Origin of the sequence: Curtobacterium sp. MEB011 (assembly GCF_030209655.1) — a bacterium.
Lineage (GTDB): Bacteria > Actinomycetota > Actinomycetes > Actinomycetales > Microbacteriaceae > Curtobacterium > Curtobacterium poinsettiae.
Genome location: NZ_JARVRN010000006.1, coordinates 202,990 through 221,110 on the forward strand (window position 1 = coordinate 202,990; position 18,121 = coordinate 221,110).

General features: G+C 65.7%; 14 protein-coding genes. 6 read left to right on the forward strand and 8 right to left on the reverse strand.

The features are described 5' to 3' along the window. Nucleotides 1-74: 74 nt before the first annotated feature. Nucleotides 75-1,580, reverse strand: a complete 1,506-nt coding sequence (proP, locus tag QRN30_RS08220; protein WP_197068642.1) for a glycine betaine/L-proline transporter ProP — start codon at nucleotides 1,578-1,580, stop codon at nucleotides 75-77. 347 nt (nucleotides 1,581-1,927) lie between these two features. On the opposite strand from proP, the gene valS reads away from it, so the two are divergent. Continuing rightward, nucleotides 1,928-4,522, forward strand: coding sequence for a valine--tRNA ligase (gene valS, locus QRN30_RS08225; RefSeq protein WP_056071378.1), 2,595 nt, complete (start codon nucleotides 1,928-1,930; stop codon nucleotides 4,520-4,522). A gap of 65 nt (nucleotides 4,523-4,587) precedes the next feature. Then, the gene (locus tag QRN30_RS08230; protein ID WP_042538506.1) at nucleotides 4,588-4,839 is read left to right on the forward strand and encodes a hypothetical protein; all 252 of its coding nucleotides are present in this window, start codon (nucleotides 4,588-4,590) and stop codon (nucleotides 4,837-4,839) included. Nucleotides 4,840-4,971: 132 nt separating this feature from the next. On the opposite strand, the gene QRN30_RS08235 is transcribed toward QRN30_RS08230, so the two are convergent. Next, nucleotides 4,972-5,811 carry an alpha/beta fold hydrolase gene (locus QRN30_RS08235; protein ID WP_140449372.1) on the reverse strand — a complete coding sequence of 280 codons (840 nt, stop codon included), beginning with the start codon at nucleotides 5,809-5,811 and terminating at the stop codon, nucleotides 4,972-4,974. Nucleotides 5,812-5,931: 120 nt separating this feature from the next. On the opposite strand from QRN30_RS08235, the gene QRN30_RS08240 reads away from it, so the two are divergent. Next, the gene (locus QRN30_RS08240; RefSeq protein ID WP_284760852.1) at nucleotides 5,932-6,513 is read left to right on the forward strand and encodes a TetR/AcrR family transcriptional regulator; all 582 of its coding nucleotides are present in this window, start codon (nucleotides 5,932-5,934) and stop codon (nucleotides 6,511-6,513) included. A gap of 1,126 nt (nucleotides 6,514-7,639) precedes the next feature. Here QRN30_RS08240 and QRN30_RS08245 read toward each other — a convergent pair. Genes QRN30_RS08245 through QRN30_RS08255 form a run of 3 tightly spaced genes read right to left on the reverse strand, consistent with a single transcriptional unit; the run spans nucleotide 7,640 to nucleotide 11,332 of the window. After that, entirely contained in the window at nucleotides 7,640-8,554 is a 915-nt protein-coding gene (locus tag QRN30_RS08245; RefSeq protein WP_284760854.1) for a hypothetical protein, read from the reverse strand. A 7-nt stretch (nucleotides 8,555-8,561) separates the two neighbouring features. Beyond that, nucleotides 8,562-10,457, reverse strand: a complete 1,896-nt coding sequence (locus QRN30_RS08250; RefSeq protein WP_284760856.1) for an ORC-CDC6 family AAA ATPase — start codon at nucleotides 10,455-10,457, stop codon at nucleotides 8,562-8,564. Next, nucleotides 10,454-11,332 carry a phosphoribosyltransferase-like protein gene (locus QRN30_RS08255; protein WP_284760858.1) on the reverse strand — a complete coding sequence of 293 codons (879 nt, stop codon included), beginning with the start codon at nucleotides 11,330-11,332 and terminating at the stop codon, nucleotides 10,454-10,456. Before QRN30_RS08255 ends, QRN30_RS08250 begins: the two co-directional genes overlap by 4 nt. Before the next feature lie 112 nt (nucleotides 11,333-11,444). Between QRN30_RS08255 and QRN30_RS08260 the strand changes: the two genes are divergently transcribed. Then, nucleotides 11,445-13,469 (forward strand): M3 family metallopeptidase, encoded by a 2,025-nt coding sequence (locus QRN30_RS08260; protein WP_071252282.1) that lies wholly within the window; start codon nucleotides 11,445-11,447, stop codon nucleotides 13,467-13,469. A 204-nt stretch (nucleotides 13,470-13,673) separates the two neighbouring features. Here the strand turns inward: QRN30_RS08260 and clpX are convergent, their stop codons facing one another. Next, entirely contained in the window at nucleotides 13,674-14,954 is a 1,281-nt protein-coding gene (gene clpX / locus QRN30_RS08265) for an ATP-dependent Clp protease ATP-binding subunit ClpX (protein WP_017886000.1), read from the reverse strand. A gap of 236 nt (nucleotides 14,955-15,190) precedes the next feature. Between clpX and QRN30_RS08270 the strand changes: the two genes are divergently transcribed. Continuing rightward, nucleotides 15,191-15,925 (forward strand): YcnI family copper-binding membrane protein, encoded by a 735-nt coding sequence (locus tag QRN30_RS08270; protein WP_259496418.1) that lies wholly within the window; start codon nucleotides 15,191-15,193, stop codon nucleotides 15,923-15,925. Between the two features lie 50 nt (nucleotides 15,926-15,975). Beyond that, nucleotides 15,976-16,584, forward strand: coding sequence for a copper resistance CopC family protein (locus QRN30_RS08275; protein ID WP_056071387.1), 609 nt, complete (start codon nucleotides 15,976-15,978; stop codon nucleotides 16,582-16,584). Between the two features lie 63 nt (nucleotides 16,585-16,647). Here the strand turns inward: QRN30_RS08275 and QRN30_RS08280 are convergent, their stop codons facing one another. Together QRN30_RS08280 and QRN30_RS08285 are read right to left on the reverse strand one after the other, a co-directional pair. Continuing rightward, nucleotides 16,648-17,307: an ATP-dependent Clp protease proteolytic subunit gene (locus QRN30_RS08280; protein WP_031259232.1), complete on the reverse strand. Its 660-nt coding sequence runs from the start codon at nucleotides 17,305-17,307 to the stop codon at nucleotides 16,648-16,650. A 26-nt stretch (nucleotides 17,308-17,333) separates the two neighbouring features. Continuing rightward, on the reverse strand, nucleotides 17,334-17,963 hold the full coding sequence (locus QRN30_RS08285) for an ATP-dependent Clp protease proteolytic subunit (protein ID WP_035807635.1): 630 nt from the start codon (nucleotides 17,961-17,963) through the stop codon (nucleotides 17,334-17,336). Nucleotides 17,964-18,121 lie beyond the last annotated feature (158 nt).

An 18,121-nucleotide genomic window follows, 5' to 3' on the forward strand; every position in this document is an offset into this window, starting at 1 on the left:
GAGGCCCGGCGCGCGTTCCGAGACGGAACGTGCGCCGGGCCTCCTGGCCGGGTTGCCGCGGGGCGGCTGGGTCCTCAGGAGCCGGAGGGCTCCTTCGATGCGGCCTCGGCCGAGATGATCGGGATCTCGCTCGTCGAGAACTCCTTCGCCCAGTCGGACTGCGCGAGCTCCGACGTCGGGTCGTTGTAGTCCTCGATCACGCCGGCGACCTCGTCCTCGGACCCGACCGTCGGACCGGAGCCCATCAGCGGGCTCGCGGCGGTCTCCTTGGTGAAGTACACCGCGACCAGGCCGATGACGGCGGCGAGCATCAGGTAGAACGCGGGGATGTCCTCGGCCCAGCCGTACCCGGCGTCCTTCGCGGCGTTGATGAGCGCGGCGGTGGCGAGCGGGGTGGTCCCACCGAAGAGCGACACCGACACGTTGAACGCGATCGCCAGGGCGCCGTAGCGGATGATCGTCGGGAACAGCGCGGGCAGCGTCGACGGCATGGTCGAGGTGAACGTGACGAGCACGACGCCGAGGATCAGCAGGCCGGCGAACACGCCGACGCCGGTGCCGGTCTGGACGAGTTTCAGGGCCGGCCAGGACAGCAGGATGAAGCCGATGCAGCCGGCGGCGAGCACCGGACGGCGCCCGAACTTGTCGGACAGGCGACCGCCGAAGGTGATGACGACCATCATGAGCAGCATGACGATGACGATGAGGATCAGGCCGAACGTGGCGTTCTGGCCGAGGTTCTGCTCGAGGTAGGTCGGCATGTACGAGAGCAGCATGTAGTCGGTCACGTTGAAGACCAGGACCAGGCCGATGCAGATGATGAGCGAGCGCCAGTTCTCGGCGAAGAGCTTGAGGAACGGGGTCTTCTGCCCCTCGCGCTCAGCGGCCTGCTCCTGCTGCTTCTGGAACGCCGGGGTCTCTTCCAGCTTGAGGCGCAGGTAGAGACCGATCAGGCCGAGCGGGCCCGCGACGATGAACGGGATGCGCCAGCCCCAGCTGAGCAGGGCGTCCTCGGACAGGCCGAACTGCAGGCCGGTGACGATCGAGGCGCCGAGCACGTAGCCGGCGAGCGTGCCGAACTCGAGCCACGAGCCCATGAACCCGCGGCGCTTGTCGGGCGAGTACTCGGCGATGAAGGTCGCGGCGCCGCCGTACTCACCACCGGTCGAGAAGCCCTGCACGAAGCGGGCGACGAGCAGCAGGACGGGAGCCCAGAAGCCGATCGTGTCGTACGACGGGATCAGGCCGATCATGAGCGTGCCGGCGGCCATCAGGATCATCGTCAGCGCGAGGACCTTCTGTCGGCCGATCTTGTCGCCGATCGGGCCGAACACGGCACCGCCGATCGGGCGCACGATGAACGCGGCGGCGAAGAAGCCGAACGTGGCGACGATGTTCGCGGCCGGGTCGCCCTGCGGCAGGAACACCTGCGAGATGGTGACCGTCAGGTACGCGAAGATGCCGAAGTCGAACCACTCCATGGCGTTGCCGAGCGCGGCAGCCGCGACGGCACGCTTGAGCAGCGACTCCTCGACGACGGTGACGTCGTCCTTCGTGAGATCGCGACGAGCGCGCTTCACGGCGCCCTTCGTGCGCAACGGCCGATCGCCGTGCGGTTGGGGTGCGTTGTTCGGTGCCAAGTCGTTCCTCCGGGGTGCGGTGCTTCCTTCGGGCGTCCGGCGGACGGCGACGTTGCAGCTCCTGCGAACCCTGCGTTCGCCGGACAAACTCCGACAGACTAGCAGGCTCTTGGCGTGTCCGACAGGTCGGTGTGGTAAGTCCCGGTCGGCAGCGGGCCGCGGACGCCCCACTGCCCGGCTCAGGACGCGTGCGCGGCCGCTACGATTGGGGCACCGCGCGTCAGGCGCGCAACACTCAGGCACCTCATCACGGACTCGGTGCCGCACACACGGACGGAAGGCGCACCATGACCAAACCCATGCCCGAGAAGCCCAGCGTCGACGGACTGGAGCAGGTCTGGGGGCCCGTCTGGGAGCAGGACGGCACGTACCGCTTCGACCGCGACGCCGCCGGTCACCGCGACGCCGTCTGGTCGATCGACACCCCGCCGCCGACCGCCTCCGGTTCGCTGCACATCGGGCACGTGTTCTCGTACACGCACACCGACCTCAAGGCCCGGTTCGAGCGGATGCGCGGCAAGCACGTCTTCTACCCGATGGGCTGGGACGACAACGGCCTGCCGACCGAGCGTCGCGTGCAGAACTACTACGGCGTCCGCTGCGACCCGACCCTGCCGTACGACCCCGACTTCACGCCGCCGTTCGAGGGCGGTGACGGCAAGTCCTCGAAGGCCGCCGACCAGCTGCCCGTGTCGCGCCGCAACTTCATCGAGCTGTGCGAGCGCCTGACCGTGCAGGACGAGCAGCAGTTCGAGGAGCTCTTCCGCACGCTCGGCCTGTCGGTCGACTGGACCCAGTCGTACCGCACCATCGACGACACCTCACGAGCGAGCGCCCAGCGCGCCTTCCTGCGCAACCTCGAGCGCGGCGAGGCCTACCAGGCCGACGCCCCGACCCTGTGGGACGTCACGTTCCGCACCGCGGTCGCGCAGGCCGAGCTCGAGGACAAGGAGATGCCCGGCGCGTACCACGGCATCGCCTTCCACCGCACCGACGGTGGGGACGACGTCGTCATCCAGACCACCCGCCCGGAGCTCCTGCCGGCCTGCGTCGCCCTGGTGGCACACCCGGACGACGAGCGGTTCCAGGACCTCTTCGGCACCACGGTCCGCTCCCCCCTGTTCGACGTCGAGGTCCCGGTGCTCGCACACCACCTGGCGCAGAAGGACAAGGGCGCCGGCATCGCGATGGTCTGCACCTTCGGTGACACCACCGACGTCGTGTGGTGGCGCGAGCTGCAGCTGCCGAACCGCGCGATCATCGGCTTCGACGGCCGCGTGCGCTCCGACGAGCCCGCATGGATCGAGTCCGCGAAGGGCCAGGAGCTCTACGCCGAGATGGCCGGCAAGACCGTGTTCTCGGCCAAGAAGGTCGTCGTCGACGCGCTCACCGAGTCGGGCGAGCTGATCGGTGACGTCAAGACCATCCAGCACCCGGTGAAGTTCTTCGAGAAGGGCGACAAGCCCCTCGAGATCGTGTCGACCCGCCAGTGGTACATCGTCAACGGTGCGCGCGACGAGCAGCTGAAGAGCACGCTCCGCCAGCGCGGCGAGGAGATCGCGTTCCACCCGGACTTCATGCGCGTCCGCTACGACAACTGGGTCGGCGGCCTGTCCGGTGACTGGCTCATCTCGCGCCAGCGCTTCTTCGGCGTGCCGCTGCCGGTCTGGTACCCGCTCGACGCCGACGGCAACCCGGTGTTCGACCAGCCGATCGTGCCGACCGAGGCGCAGCTGCCCGTCGATCCGGCCTCCGAGCCCGCCCCCGGCTTCACCGAGGACCAGCGCGGCGTCGCCGGCGGGTTCCAGGGCGAGCTCGACGTCATGGACACCTGGGCGACCTCGTCGCTGACCCCGCAGCTCGCGGGCAAGTGGGAGACCGACCCGGCGCTCTACGACCTGGTGTACCCGTACGACGTCCGCCCGCAGGCGCAGGACATCATCCGGACGTGGCTGTTCACGACCGTGCTCCGCAGCCAGCTCGAGGCCGACGTGGTGCCGTGGAAGCACGCCAGCATCTCCGGCTTCATCGTCGACCCCGACCGCAAGAAGATGTCGAAGTCGAAGGGCAACGTCGTCACGCCGCTGTCCATCCTCGAGCAGCACGGTGCCGACGCGGTCCGCTACTGGGCGGCCTCGTCCAAGCTCGGCACCGACGCGGCGTTCGACCCGCAGAACCCGAAGCAGATCAAGGTCGGTCGTCGTCTGGCGATCAAGGTGCTCAACGCGGCGAAGTTCGTCTACGGCTTCCCGCTGCCCGAGGGCGCCACGAGCGTCACCGAGGCCCTCGACGTCGACATGCTCGCCGAGCTCGGCGCGGTCGTCGAGCAGGCCACCGCCGCGTTCGACGGGTTCGACCACGCCCGTGCCCTCGAGATCACCGAGCGCTTCTTCTGGACGTTCTGCGACGACTACCTCGAGCTCGTGAAGGAGCGCGCCTACGGCACCGCGTCCGACGCGACGCACGAGACGCAGGCGAGCGCGGTGCTGGCGCTGCGCGGCGCGATCGACGTGCTGCTCCGACTGCTGGCACCGTTCCTGCCGTACGCGACGGAAGAGGTGTGGGCCTGGACCCACGACACCAGCGTGCACCGGGCCTCCTGGCCGACCGCTGCCGACCTGCCCACCGACGCGGCCCCCACCGGGCTGCTCGCGGCCGTCGGACAGGCGCTCATCGGGATCCGCGGTGCGAAGACGGCGGCGAAGGCGTCCCAGAAGACGCCCGTGACGCGTGCCGTCGTCGCGGCGCCCGCCGAGACGCGGGTGCTCATCGAGCGCGCAGCGGTCGACCTGGCGGCCGTCGGCCGCATCGAGAACCTGTCGTTCGTCGACGGCGACGAGCTCGCCGTCACTGAGATCGAGCTCGCGGAGCAGCAGGCGTAACGTCGGTCATCCGGGTCGGGTCGCCTCGGCGACCCGGCCCGTCCACCACCGGACAGGAGGCACGGATGCAGTTGGGCACACGCTGGAACGTGGGTGGGGAGCCGCCTGCGCGACTGCCCGAGGCGATGGTCGTCGCCGTGCGGGGCGTCGAGGACGAGCTGGCGGCGGAGTCCGTCGACACGGCGACGTGGGGGTGGACCCTGACGTTCCTGGAGGGCAAGCCGATCGTCGAGCTCGACGACGGCACCTCGATCCACCTCGACGACGCCGGGCACGCCCAGGTCACGAACCCCGACGACGCGGGCGAAGAGGACTAGCGCGGCCGCGTGCTGCGCGGCCCGCGGTTCGCTTGGTGAGCAGGAATGGTCGGGTCCCCACCGGGGACCCGACCATTTCTGCTCACGATGCGGGCGCCCCCACCGGGGAGCGCCCGCGTGATCGCCGAGGGATCAGGACTCGGCGAGCCAGGTGGCGAGGACCTCGTTCACCTCGGCGGTGTGCGTGGTGAGCAGGCCGTGCGGGGCGCCCTCGATCTCGACGTACTCCGCAGCGGGCAGGGCCTTCGTGAAGCGTCGGCCGGTGGCGTCGATCGGGAGGATGTTGTCCGACGTGCCGTGCACGATCAGGGCGGGGACGGTGACCTTCGGGATGTCCTGGCGGAAGTCGGTCGGCCAGGTCAGGGGTGCCGCCGCGGACGCGATCGAACCGGAACCGGCCGCGACGTTCCAGGCGTTCCGCACCTGCTCCTCGGAGATGCGGGTGCCGAGGTTCTCCGACAGGTTGAAGAAGTCCTGGTAGAAGTTCGTGAAGTAGGCGTAGCGGTCCTTCGTCACGTCGGCGGCGATGCCCTCGAAGAACGACATCGGGCCGGCGCCGTCGGGGTTGTCGTCGGTGATGGCGAGGAACGGCTCGAGCGAGGCGAGGAACGCGACCTTGGCGATCCGGTCCTCACCGTGTCGGCCGATGTAGCGGGCGATCTCGCCGGTGCCCATCGAGAAGCCGACCAGGATCACGTCGCGCAGGTCGAGGGTCTCGAGGACGGTGTGCAGGTCGTCGGCGAAGGTGTCGTAGTCGTAGCCGGTGGACGGCTGCGAGGACCGGCCGAAGCCACGGCGGTCGTACGTGATGACGCGGTAGCCGGCCTCGAGGAGCATCGGGACCTGCCCCTCCCACGAGTTGCCGTCGAGGGGGAAGCCGTGGATCAGCACGATCGGCTGCCCCTGGCCCTTGTCCTCGTAGTGGAGTTCGATGTCGACGCTGTTCTCGGTTCCGACGGTGATGGCACCCATGGTCGTTCCTTCCCTGAACTTCACAGAGAACGATCGTTCTCTGCCGATGTGGACTACAGTAGAGAACGCCCGTTCCCGCCGCAACTCGAGAACGGTGAACACTCAGGGAACGGGGTACACATGGTCGCCAGCACCGTCGAACCGGACGTCCGAGCGCACATCGTCGAGGTCGCCGACGAGCTGTTCTACACGCGCGGGATCCAGTCGGTGGGGATGGACGAGATCCGCACGGGCGCAGGCGTCTCGCTGAAGAAGCTCTACGCGGCGTTCCCCGGCAAGGAGCAGCTCATCGCCGCGGTGCTCGCCGGTCGGCACGACATGTGGGACCAGGGCGTGCACGGTGCGGTCGAGGCCGCGGCCAGCCCGCGCGACAAGCTGCTCGCGGTCTACGACTTCCTGGAGTCGTGGTTCGGCGACGACACCTTCCGCGGCTGCGGGTTCATCAACGCCTTCGGTGAACTCGGCGCGACCTCGCCCGCAGTCGCCGAGATCGCGCGTGAGCACAAGGACTCGTTCCAGCGGTTCGTGCAGCAGCTCACCACCGAGGTCGTCGCCGACCCCGAGCACGCCGAGGAACTCGCCGCACAGCTCGCGCTGCTCGCCGAGGGCGCGCAGACCACCGCCGCCATCGCGGGCACCACGGTGCCCGCCGCGCACGCGCGCCGCGCCGCGGTGACCCTGATCGACGCCGCGATGCGCTAACCGAACGACTTTTCGCAACCAACCGCGCACACGGACGGTGCGGCACTCGCACGAAGGTGCTCCCCGTGGAGCCCCAAATCAGCGAGAAAGGCGATCAAACCTTTGACCGTGATGTAAGGGGACCCTGTTCCTCCGAATCTCTCATCGAACGACGCCCATGCGTCGGTTATTATCGCGAGAAGTGATTCAACCGATAGGTTTCCACGTGGCCTGAGTGCAAAAACACAGTCGCTCAGGACGGCCTCGCTCTCAACGACCAAGGGGGCTCCCCAGCGTGGACTTCCGACCCTATGGACGACAACCATTGGACCCAAAGTGACCAAAGTCGTAGCAAGTGGCACAGACGTGATTGCTCGTGCTGAACGGCCACGAGTTCGGGACAAATCACTCGTATGGATGAAGCGAGTTCCGGACTCGCTTGATGTGGCGAGGACGCCTAACCGCCTGACGGCATGCACTTGGACTCGACCTCGCACAACTTCAACGCAGCCACGATGGAATGCTTGCACCTGTCCCAAGCGGTGAACCCGCGGAGCGTGAGCGCCAATGCGTACCACAACCGAAGAAGCCCTGGTGCCTGAGAAGGTTCCTGTGGACGGACGGGCAACCTCGACGACCTCAAACAAACTTCTCAAGTGCTCCCAGAATGACTGATACTTCTCACCAACATAGCTCCCCAACGGCAACACAGCGACAATTCCGTCATGCGGCGAAAATTGTTCCACTGCTCGAACCAAAAATCGAAGCGCCACCGGAAGAGCCCATAGATGACCGCCGAACGGCATCGTCGCCTTACTGCCACCCCGATAAGAGAACGGGGGATTGATGACGACGCCAGAAACATTCATCCGAGCTCGTCCGACAACCGACGAAGACACCGACCTTCGGTTCAAGAAGTCTGCCCGCGAAACTAGATCTATCGCCGGGTCACTACGCAGCCTATCAACCGCGGAACCATCGACGTCGAGAGCCCATAAGGTCGCAGACGAAAACCTTCGACGAACCCCCCTCAGCAAACTACCATGTCCAGCCGCCGGGTCGACATACACTCCCCCATCTCTTGCCGGGAAAGCACCCGCAACCACATCGGCAAGATGATCAGGCGTATAGTACGCGTCCCTAGCTTTCATTCGTTGAGAGAGGCCAGGTGTGACGCAATATCATAAACACAAACTTTCGACGCTCCGGTCGTTCGCCCTTTCGATTTGATCGGATGGTCGTAGAGCAATTCCACCGCCGCCGGGTTCAGTGTGGCATATAGGACGGCCCCAAGAGCGTGAGGTTTGGTACCGATCATCGCTACCTTCAGAATACTATCGCCTGCAATCGCACTAAACTCATCTAGGAGCCAGAAGAGATCGAAAGGACAGTTCGCTTTTGCGTAAGCAACTCGCCGGTGAAGTCCGGCGTTTTGCTCGAAGAGGAGCCGATTCTCGGCGAATACCTCGTGTACGTACTCCAAGAAGAATCCAGGAGCACCCACTACCGGATGAGTTTCCTGCAAGTCCACATCGGACCGGTCTGCCATGTATTCGAATCTCGAGCCCTCAAAACCAAGAAGAGGAAGGAATATGCTCGGCTCGTCGCTTAGTCCGAGGCGTACAAAACCAGGCAGCGGTCGGATACCTTCAACACGTTCGGACAAATCGTAAAATTCTCCTGTGCGAACATACTCGGCTGGCTGCGCGTATATCACGGTTAACGGCTTACCAACCTGGATACTAGTCCGAACTAAAGGTGCCCAAGTATTGTGGCCTAGACCGGTTATGTCCAGCCACGCCTTGTCCCCGGCCGCCGCCAAGAACTCTACGACCGCATCAAACGAGTGAAGATCTACTTTCAGCTGCTCACCACTTTCACTGACGTACTCAAAGGCATCGGGCGTCTCATCTGAAATAACCACCTTTTGATCCACCCGCAAGGAGTCATCGGTTCTTGAGAAAGACGCACTCGCCCGCTCCTCAAGGCCGCTATCGCGAAAGATAAGACGTGAAGCGTCCGGAATTTCTAGCTTGCCTACCGCGATCTCCCGGGTGGGCAAGGGCCGCCTACGCCTGTTCATACAGTTCGCTGTAGAGCTCGAGTTGCACAGGCATACCGATATCGGCGCGAGCATCTCGTCTTCGCACGAGGTCCTTCACAGCACCTGATACGTCGTCCGTAGCCAGACGAAGGATTTGCCTAGAATCGATATTCATGCGGCGTTTGCTTCGGTGGCTGAATTCGAAGAAAGCGGAGTAGATTGGGTGCAACTGGAAGTCAAGTGCTTTCACCGCCGTCGACTCCCGTGCGTTCTTGTCACCCGAGAACGCGACAAAGCATCCTTGGCTGACACCCTCTTCAAGGAGTAATTGGGCTTCCCGAAACTCGCGGGCCTCTGGGTCTGATATGCGCACCTGATTCACCTCGGGGGTATGACCCTCCGGATTACGAGCCATAAGATTGAATACGCGCCCGACTCCAAGAACGAGACGCATCAATTGCGCGCCGACCTCAGACAATCCTAACAACTCTCGCACTAGTCTCTCGCCGATGAGCGCGGCGGCATCGCTCTGAGTTGCGGGAGAAACAGCGCGATCAAGCCGGTTGCCTTCCGCGACATGCCTCATCAACGACTCGCCGACAAGTTGCAACACATAGCGAATATTCCCATCCGCCATTTGTACCAAAATGCTCCAGCCCGAGTAGTACTTCCGACGACCCGCCCCTCGACCGGCAATTGTATAGAGCATTGCGTATGCGTAATTATTGACTCTGCCCCGCCAGCGGCTTTCTCCACTCAACGCCTCGCGGAGCACGGCCGAGGGTACAACTGATTTCGATTCGGCCCAATAACCTACAAGGAGCTGTTGTAGGAGTGGTAGGCCATCGAACCCTCTTATTTCCTCGTTGGTGGCGCCCGTCTGCAGCAAGCTACGACGAACCGAGTCGCTCTTCCGAGCTCCCCCAAGCAAGCGTGCTTCTTCAGTCAGAGAGAGGTCGGGGAATAGCGCTGGTAAATCAAGCACGTCGTCGTGCGCAATCTTCTGGAGGCGGGCAGAGCATATTCGCAATGCGAAATCGGCAAAGCCGACTGCTCCCAGGTTATCGGCGATACGGACGGAGGTGTAATCGGCCGGCTCCTGAAGTGGCTGCCCTTCGGCATCAGTAGGAAATGAGTGACTCGTTGAATCACGCAAACCGATTTTGAATGTAAACGCGCCGTCCCCGGAATGTTTGATGAGCGTGTTTAGTGTACGTTGTTGACGGGCACTTAGGTTCTCGTACTCGTCAATACAGAATGCGAAGTAGCTTTGTTCGAGTACTGGATCCAAGCGAAGAGCCTCGACCAGATAGCCGACAGGTACGCCAGCGATCGACTGCGGAGCTTCAAGCAAAGCAGCGCTCGGACCATTTAGGGCCCCTTGAAGACGAGCAATCGCCAAGCGCACGACTGGACGAAGCGCCGCTACATTGTCCACCTCAGGCAGGCCTAAGCTGACGCAGGTCAGCATCAAGGCCTCGGGGTCCACCAAGGTCTCCGCTTGTAGCTCCTTGAGGCGCCAGGCCGTGAAATCCAGGATTTGGTGCACTAGTTGAAGATTGAGATAGTGAGCGAAAAGGCCCTCCCACTGGTCTTCGTCCAGTCCGCGCCCTTTGAACGTATTCACTACACTCGCATCGACCCTCCAATATACGCCGATCATCCCCCAATCAGCGATCGTGTTACCGGTGAGCGCAGCTTGGCCCTTATAGGACAGACTTCTCAAAGTGGTAGTTTTACCGGTGCCCCTACCGCCGATGAGGAAGCATGGCCTCAGACCGCGTAGTTGAGTCCAATAGACCGGCGTGGTAAACATGCTGAAAACATCCGAGCCCCGAAGGTGTTCGGTTCGCACTTGCCCGAAGGCTTCGCCGATTTCACGGGCAAAGTCCTCGGGTGCTCGTTCAGTTGAATCTGTCATCGGAACAAGGGGGTCCAGTCATTCTTGATGCTTCGGAAGAGCGGCAGGGTCGCGTCGGGGATTTTGTGTTCAAAACCGATGGCGAGACCAAGGCGGTGATAGCCGTATGGTTCGGTCTCGTTGTATCCGGCGGAGTCGGCGTATCGCTGAAGAAACGACTCGAGAGCGTTCCGACGCTCCTCCGGAACGAGGCGCGTAAGTGGATCAGACGCGCTGTAATCTCCTGGCAAGATGTGGGCTGGCTTGATGTCCCGGATAGGGGTCAACTCACGGATCTGTCGGAGCGCATAGGAAGTTGCTATGGCGGGTGCGTACACCAGGGTGGATATCAGCCCCCCGGTGAGTAGCTCGGCTATCGAATTTGCTCCCGGCGCCTCTTTGCGCACCACAGTGTCTATGAATTGACTGCCGCTTGCGGCGATGTCGTCAACGAACACTACCGACTGTGGGTGGTCGGCAGCCTCGATCCTGCTAACGAGGTCACGGGGGTCAACTAGCTGATCCTCACGGAATCCGACTTGGTCACGGGCGGCGCGCAAAAAGAGATGACCTGATGCTGCTGCATCGGACTTCCTGCTTGTCGGGTAGGTCAGCAAGGTGGTGTTGAGAAAAGAGGCCCAGTCGAGTGGGGTTCGCACTGGCGTTGCCCCGTAGACTCCTTGGATAGCAGAAAGCACTAATTGATCGGTGAGATCGCGGCTCACGTATATGAAAGAACGAAGGAGAGCGACGGCTATGGCCTGATCTTCCGAGTCGTCGAAGTTCGAGAGCCATCCTCTGGGATCGGCTTCTCGAGGCAGCGCCGCCCACAGTCCGAGGTCGCTGAGAAATCCGACGCGCTTCAAGACGTCCTTCGTCCCGCCGTTCGCGGTCAAGTGTCCCCCTGCTCAGAAGTTTTTGCAATCTTAGCCTGGCTCACCCCCTACTCGGGCGACTTCGACTTGAGGGCCTGTCCCGATTACTCGGCCGGGTGCATAGGGTGGGCAGATGGCAACCCCGTTCGACGTCCCGAGCACCCTCCCCTACGCCCTGCCGCCCTTCGGCGACGTGCGACTCGAGCACTACCGACCGGCGTTCGAAGCCGGTATGGCCGAGCAGCGCGCCGAGGTCGAGGCCATCGCCACCGACCCCCACGCCCCGACGGTCGAGAACACCCTGATCGCACTCGAGCGGTCCGGGCAGCTGCTGGCCCGCGTCAGCCACGTGTTCTTCACGCTGTCGTCGGCCGACTCGACCCCGGAGCTGCACGACCTCGAGGCCGAGATCTCACCGCTCCTCGCCGCCCACCGCGACGCGATCACGCTCGACGCACGCCTGTACGCCCGGGTGCAGGAGGTGCTCGACGGCGCTTCCGCCGCGGGTCTGGAGGGCGAAGCGCTCCGCCTGGTCGAGCGGACCCACGCCGAGATGACCCTGGCGGGCGCCGGGCTCGACGACGCGGGCAAGGAGCGTCTGACCGCGATCAACCAGGAACTCTCGACCCTCACGACGACCTTCGAGCGGAACCTGCTCGAGGACACCAACGACTCCGCCGTGCACGTGACGAGCGAGGACGAGCTCGAGGGGCTCGACGACGGCGCGAAGTCCGCCGCTGCCGGAGCCGCCGCCGACCGTGGCCTGGACGGCTGGCTCATCACGCTGCCGCTGTACACCGGACACCCGTGGCTGTCGTCGCTGGCGAACCGTGCCCTGCGCGAGCGGATCATGCGGGCCTCACTCGCCCGCGGTCGTCGGGGCAACCAGTACGACAACCGCGACGTGCTGCTCCGGATCGTCCGGCTCCGTGCCGAACGCGCCGAGCTGCTCGGGTTCCCGAACCACGCCGCCGTCGTCACCGCCGACGAGACCGCCAAGACCCCCGAAGCCGTCGACGGCCTGCTGTCCTCGCTCGTCGGTGCCGCCGCCCGGAACGCCGATGACGAACGGGCCGTCCGTTCCCGCACGGTCGGCTTCGACGTCGAGTCGTGGGACTGGGCGTACGCGACCGAGATCCTGCGCGGGGAGCAGTTCGCCGCGGACAGCACCGCACTCCGCCCGTACTTCGAGGCGGACCGGGTCCTGCACGACGGGGTCTTCCACGCCGCCGGCGCCCTGTACGGCCTGACCTTCACGGAGCGCCCGGACCTGCACGGCTACAACGACGAGGTCCGGGTCTTCGAGGTCACCGGCGACGACGACGAGCCCGTCGGCCTGTACCTGCTCGACCTGTACACACGCGACGGCAAGCGCGGCGGCGCGTGGATGAACCCGGTCGTCGAGCAGTCCGAGCTCCTCGGCACCCTGCCCGTCGTGGTGAACAACCTCAACGTCGCGAAGCCCGCTGCCGGCTCCCCCACGCTGCTCATCCAGGACGAGGTGCAGACGCTCTTCCACGAGTTCGGGCACGCCCTGCACGGCCTCATCGCCCGCACCACCTACCCGCGGTTCTCCGGCACCAACGTCGAGCGGGACTTCGTCGAGTTCCCGAGCCAGGTGAACGAGATGTGGGTGTCGTGGCCGTCGGTGCTGGCGAACTACGCGAAGCACCACGAGACCGGGGCTCCCCTGCCGCCCGAGCTGGTCCTGGGGCTCAGCGAGTCCGAGGGGTTCAACGAGGGATTCGGCACGACCGAGTACCTGGCCGCCGCACTGCTCGACCAGGCGTGGCACCGACTGTCGGCTGCCGAGGCGGCCGCGGTGACGGACGTCGAGGCGTTCGAGCGGGACGCCTTGGCAGCCGCCGGCATCGCCGTCGAGGCCGTGCCACCGCGGTACTCCTCGACGTACTTCGCCCACACGTTCTCGGGTGGGTACGACGCCGGCTACTACGGGTACATCTGGTCCGAGGTGCTCGACGCCGACACGGTGGAGTGGTTCCGCGACAACGGCGGGCTGGACCGTGCGGCCGGTCGACGCTTCGCGGAACGGCTGCTCGGGGTCGGCGGCGCGAAGGACCCGCTCGAGGCGTACCGGGACTTCCGCGGCCGCGACGCCGAGGTCGGCCCGCTGCTGCGGCGCCGCGGGCTCGAGTAGGGCGCTGCGGGACCGGGCGCTTCCGGGCGTACCGCCACGAATCGGGCGTACCCGGTCGGAACTCCCGACCAGGTACGCCCGATCTCGCTTTCCATCGCACCCGTCGTGGGAAGCACCAGACGTCGATCCGCGGGCCGCGCCGACCGCCAGAGCACGACGAAGCCCCGCACCGATCCGGTGCGGGGCTTCGTTGCGAACGGAGCGCTACGCCGACTTCTCGACGCGCTTGGCCCGGGGCCGCGGCACGATCGTCGGGGCGGCGTTCTCGAGCACGGACTCGCGGGTGATGACCACGCGGGCGACGTCGTCGTCGGACGGGACGTCGAACATCACCGGGCCGAGGACCTCTTCGAGGATCGCGCGGAGCCCGCGGGCACCCGTCTGGCGCAGCACCGCGAGGTCCGCGATGGCCTCGAGCGCGCCCTGGTCGAACTCGAGCTCGACGCCGTCGATCTGGAACATCCGCTGGTACTGCTTGACCAGCGCGTTCTTCGGCTCGGTCAGGATCTGCATGAGCGCCGCCTGGTCGAGCTGCGACACCGTGGTGACGACGGGCAGACGACCGATGAACTCGGGGATCAGGCCGAACTTGTGCAGGTCTTCCGGCAGGACCTCGGAGTACAGGTCCTGGTGGTCGGTCGCACTGTGCAGGGGCGCTCCGAAGCCGATCCCGCGCTTGCCGACGCGCGAGGACACGATGTCCTCGAGCCCGGCGAAGGCACCGGCCACGATGAACAGCACGTTCGTCGTGTCGATCTGGATGAACTCCTGGTGCGGGTGCTTGCGACCGCCCTGCGGCGGGACCGAGGCGACCGTCCCCTCGAGGATCTTGAGCAGCGCCTGCTGCACGCCTTCGCCCGAGACGTCGCGGGTGATCGACGGGTTCTCGGCCTTGCGGGCGATCTTGTCGACCTCGTCGATGTAGATGATGCCGGTCTCGGCACGCTTCACGTCGTAGTCGGCGGCCTGGATCAGCTTGAGGAGGATGTTCTCGACGTCTTCACCGACGTAGCCGGCCTCGGTCAGGGCGGTGGCGTCGGCGACGGCGAACGGCACGTTGAGGCGCTTGGCCAGGGTCTGCGCCAGGTACGTCTTGCCACAGCCGGTCGGGCCGATGAGCAGGATGTTCGACTTGGCGATCTCGATGTCGTCGCGGTCTTCGGCGGCGGTGATCTGCCCCTGCGCGCGGATGCGCTTGTAGTGGTTGTAGACGGCCACGGCGAGGGCGCGCTTCGCCGGGTCCTGCCCGATGACGTACTCCTGCAGGAAGTCGAAGATCTCCCGCGGCTTGGGCAGTTCGAAGTCCCCGCTCGAGGTGTCCTCGCCGGCTTCGGCCAGACGTTCCTCGATGATCTCGTTGCAGAGCTCGACGCACTCGTCGCAGATGTAGACGCCCGGTCCGGCGATGAGCTGCTGGACCTGCTTCTGGCTCTTGCCGCAGAACGAGCACTTGAGGAGATCGCCGCTCTCTCCGATGCGTGCCATTCCCGTGCCTCCCTGATTGGACATGCCGGCCGCGCTGTCGCACCACCGCTGGTGCACCGCTGCTGGTGGGCACCTCGTCGTGGACACGAGCCTAACCGCAACCGGTGACACCGACCGCGATGCCCCTCCGCAATCGCGCAGCGCGTTCGCCCAGGGCGTTCGAGCCTGCTACGGTGATCCGGACTTCTCTACAACTTGTAGAACAACACGCGCAGAACCACCCCGGAAGGAACCCCATGCAGAAGCGTCTCGCCGCCGGCGGCGCCGTCACCCTCGGCGTCGCAGCCGTCATCGTCCTCGGCAGTGCCACGGCGGCCAGCGCGCACGTGTCCGCGACGGCCACGTCGACCGCCGCGAACTCGTACACCACGGCGACCTTCTCGGTCCCGCACGGCTGCGACGGCTCCCCCACCACGAAGATCGAGTTCCAGGTGCCGGAGTCCGTCATCGAGGTCACGCCCACCGTGAACCCGAACTGGAAGATCACGAAGGCGACCGAGCCCTACACCGACCCGTCGGCCTCGGCTTCGGCCTCCGACGAGGACCACGCCGAGACGGCCGCCGAGCGCGTCACGAGCGTCACGTACACCGCGAAGACCCCGCTGCCCGCCGACGAGCGCGACACCTTCGCGCTCTCGTTCTCGCTGCCGGACGGCAAGGCCGGCGACCTGGTCGAGTTCCCCGCGATCCAGACCTGCGAGAAGGGCAGCGTCGAGTGGAACCAGGAGCAGCAGGCCGGCGAAGCCGAGCCCGAGCACCCGGCGCCCTCGATCACCCTGACCGCCGCCGAGCCGACGGACGACGACGGCGACCCGATCGCCGCGACCCCGACGACCGAGGCTGCCAGCACGACCGCCTCGAGCGACCCCGACCTGATCGGTCGCTTCCTCGGCCTCGGCGGCCTGGTGCTCGGCGCCGTCGCCCTGGTCGTCGCCGTCGCCGGCACGCGTCGTCGGAGCTCCACCAAGTGACGCAGCGCGGCCCGCGTCGGTCCCGCCAGCGGTCCTCTGCCCGGAGGCTCGTGGCCGGGACCGCCGCGGCCGTCGCGATCGCCGGTGGTGCGGTCCTCGGGCTCGCCGGTCCCGCCAGCGCGCACAACTACCTGATCTCGTCCGACCCGGAGGTCCGCGGCACGCTCACCGAGCTGCCCGAGGACTTCGACATCACCACGAACGACAAGCTGCTCGACATCGGCGGATCGGGGTCGGGCTTCGCGTTCCGCATCGTCGGGCCCGACGGCCGGTACTACGAGGACGGCTGCGTCGACGTCGAGGGGCCATCGATGACCACGGCCGCCGCACTCGGCGACTCCGGCAAGTACACCGTCGAGTGGCAGATCGTCTCCGCCGACGGCCACACCGTGTCCGACGAGTACCCCTTCACGTGGAAGGCACCGTCGGGCTTCACCCCGGCATCGGGCGCGGCGAAACCCCCGACCTGCGCCACCGCGGGTGACGACGACGGCGGATCGGACACCACGACCGGTACGGCCTCGGGGTCGAGCGACTCGGCGGCGTCCGACGCGATCTGGATCGGCGCCGGTGGCATCGTGCTCGTCGGCGTGGTCGTCGCGGTGTTGCTGCTCCTGCGCCGCAAGCCGGCCCCGGAGTCCGACGACACCGACGACTAGCCACAACGCAACGACGAAGGCCCCGCTCCGATCGGTGCGGGGCCTTCGTCGTTCCTGCTGGAGCTACTTGACGAGCGCCGGCAGGTTCTTGCGGCTGGTGAGGACCTGGTCGATCAGGCCGTACTCCACGGCTTCCTGCGCGGACATGATCTTGTCGCGCTCGATGTCGTGGTTGATCTCCGCCGGCGTCTTGTTGGAGTGCTTCGACAGCGTCTCCTCGAGCCAGGTGCGCATGCGGAGGATCTCCGCCGCCTGGATCTCGATGTCGGACGCCTGACCGCCACCCTGCTGGGTCGCGGGCTGGTGGATCAGCACACGGGCGTTCGGCAGCGCGAGGCGCTTGCCGGGGGTGCCACCGGCGAGCAGCACCGACGCAGCCGAGGCAGCCTGGCCGAGGCAGACCGTCTGGATCTGCGGACGGATGTACTGCATCGTGTCGTAGATCGCCGTCATCGCGGTGAACGAGCCACCGGGCGAGTTGATGTACATCACGATGTCGCGGTCGGGGTCCATCGACTCGAGCACGAGCAGCTGGGCCATGACGTCGTCAGCCGACGCGTCGTCGACCTGCACGCCGAGGAACACGATGCGGTCCTCGAAGAGCTTGGCGTACGGGTCCTGGCGCTTGTAGCCGTAGGCCGTGCGCTCTTCGAAGCTCGGCAGGATGTACCGATTGGACGGAGCCGGGACGTTCTGCGCGCCACCGAGCATGGGGAGATGCATTCTCGTTTCCTTTTCTTCGGTGGTGATCAGGACTGGGCGTCGGGCTCGGCTGCGCTGGTGGGCGTCTCGCCGTCGCCGACGGTGCCACCACCGCCGATGACCTCGGCGCTCGAGGCGCGGAGGTGGTCGACGAAGCCGTACTCGAGCGCTTCCTGGGCCGTGAACCAGTTGTCGCGGTCGTTGTCCTTGAGGATCTGCTCGACCGACTTGCCGGTCTGCTCGGCCGTGAGCTCCGCCATGCGCTGCTTCATGTCGAGGATGACCTTGGCCTGCGTCTGGATGTCGGCAGCGGTGCCGCCGAAGCCACCGGACGGCTGGTGGAGCAGCACGCGCGCGTTCGGCGTGATGTAGCGCTTGCCGGGCGTGCCGGAGGACAGCAGGAACTGTCCCATCGACGCGGCGAGGCCGATGCCCACGGTGACGATGTCGTTCGGGACGAACTGCATCGTGTCGTAGATCGCCATGCCAGCGGTGATCGAACCACCGGGCGAGTTGATGTAGAGGTAGATGTCCTTCTCAGGGTCCTCGGCGGCGAGCAGCAGCAGCTTGGCTGCGATCTCGTTCGAGTTGTCGTCGCGGACCTCGGAGCCGAGCCACACGATCCGGTCTCTCAGAAGGCGGTCAAAAACACTGGGGTTCAGTGTTGCTTCGGCCATGGAAAAGCTCCCGTTCAGTTGTCGCTTGTTGTCGAACTTATCGGGTGCAACGCACCAGTTCTCGTCTGTTCGCCGACAGCAATGCGGTGGTGCGGAAATACGGACGGGAGGCGCGGTGCCAGCTGGCACCGCGCCTCCCGTCTGTCGTACTGGTGGCG

Coding starts and splice junctions, on each gene's coding strand:
- valS (WP_056071378.1), top strand. CDS start 1,928: ATGACCAAACCCATGCCCGAGAAGCCCAGCGTCGACGGACTGGAGCAG.
- QRN30_RS08230 (WP_042538506.1), top strand. CDS start 4,588: ATGCAGTTGGGCACACGCTGGAACGTGGGTGGGGAGCCGCCTGCGCGA.
- QRN30_RS08250 (WP_284760856.1), bottom strand. CDS start 10,457: ATGACAGATTCAACTGAACGAGCACCCGAGGACTTTGCCCGTGAAATC.
- QRN30_RS08235 (WP_140449372.1), bottom strand. CDS start 5,811: ATGGGTGCCATCACCGTCGGAACCGAGAACAGCGTCGACATCGAACTC.
- clpX (WP_017886000.1), bottom strand. CDS start 14,954: ATGGCACGCATCGGAGAGAGCGGCGATCTCCTCAAGTGCTCGTTCTGC.
- QRN30_RS08240 (WP_284760852.1), top strand. CDS start 5,932: ATGGTCGCCAGCACCGTCGAACCGGACGTCCGAGCGCACATCGTCGAG.
- QRN30_RS08270 (WP_259496418.1), top strand. CDS start 15,191: ATGCAGAAGCGTCTCGCCGCCGGCGGCGCCGTCACCCTCGGCGTCGCA.
- QRN30_RS08260 (WP_071252282.1), top strand. CDS start 11,445: ATGGCAACCCCGTTCGACGTCCCGAGCACCCTCCCCTACGCCCTGCCG.
- QRN30_RS08285 (WP_035807635.1), bottom strand. CDS start 17,963: ATGGCCGAAGCAACACTGAACCCCAGTGTTTTTGACCGCCTTCTGAGA.
- QRN30_RS08280 (WP_031259232.1), bottom strand. CDS start 17,307: ATGCATCTCCCCATGCTCGGTGGCGCGCAGAACGTCCCGGCTCCGTCC.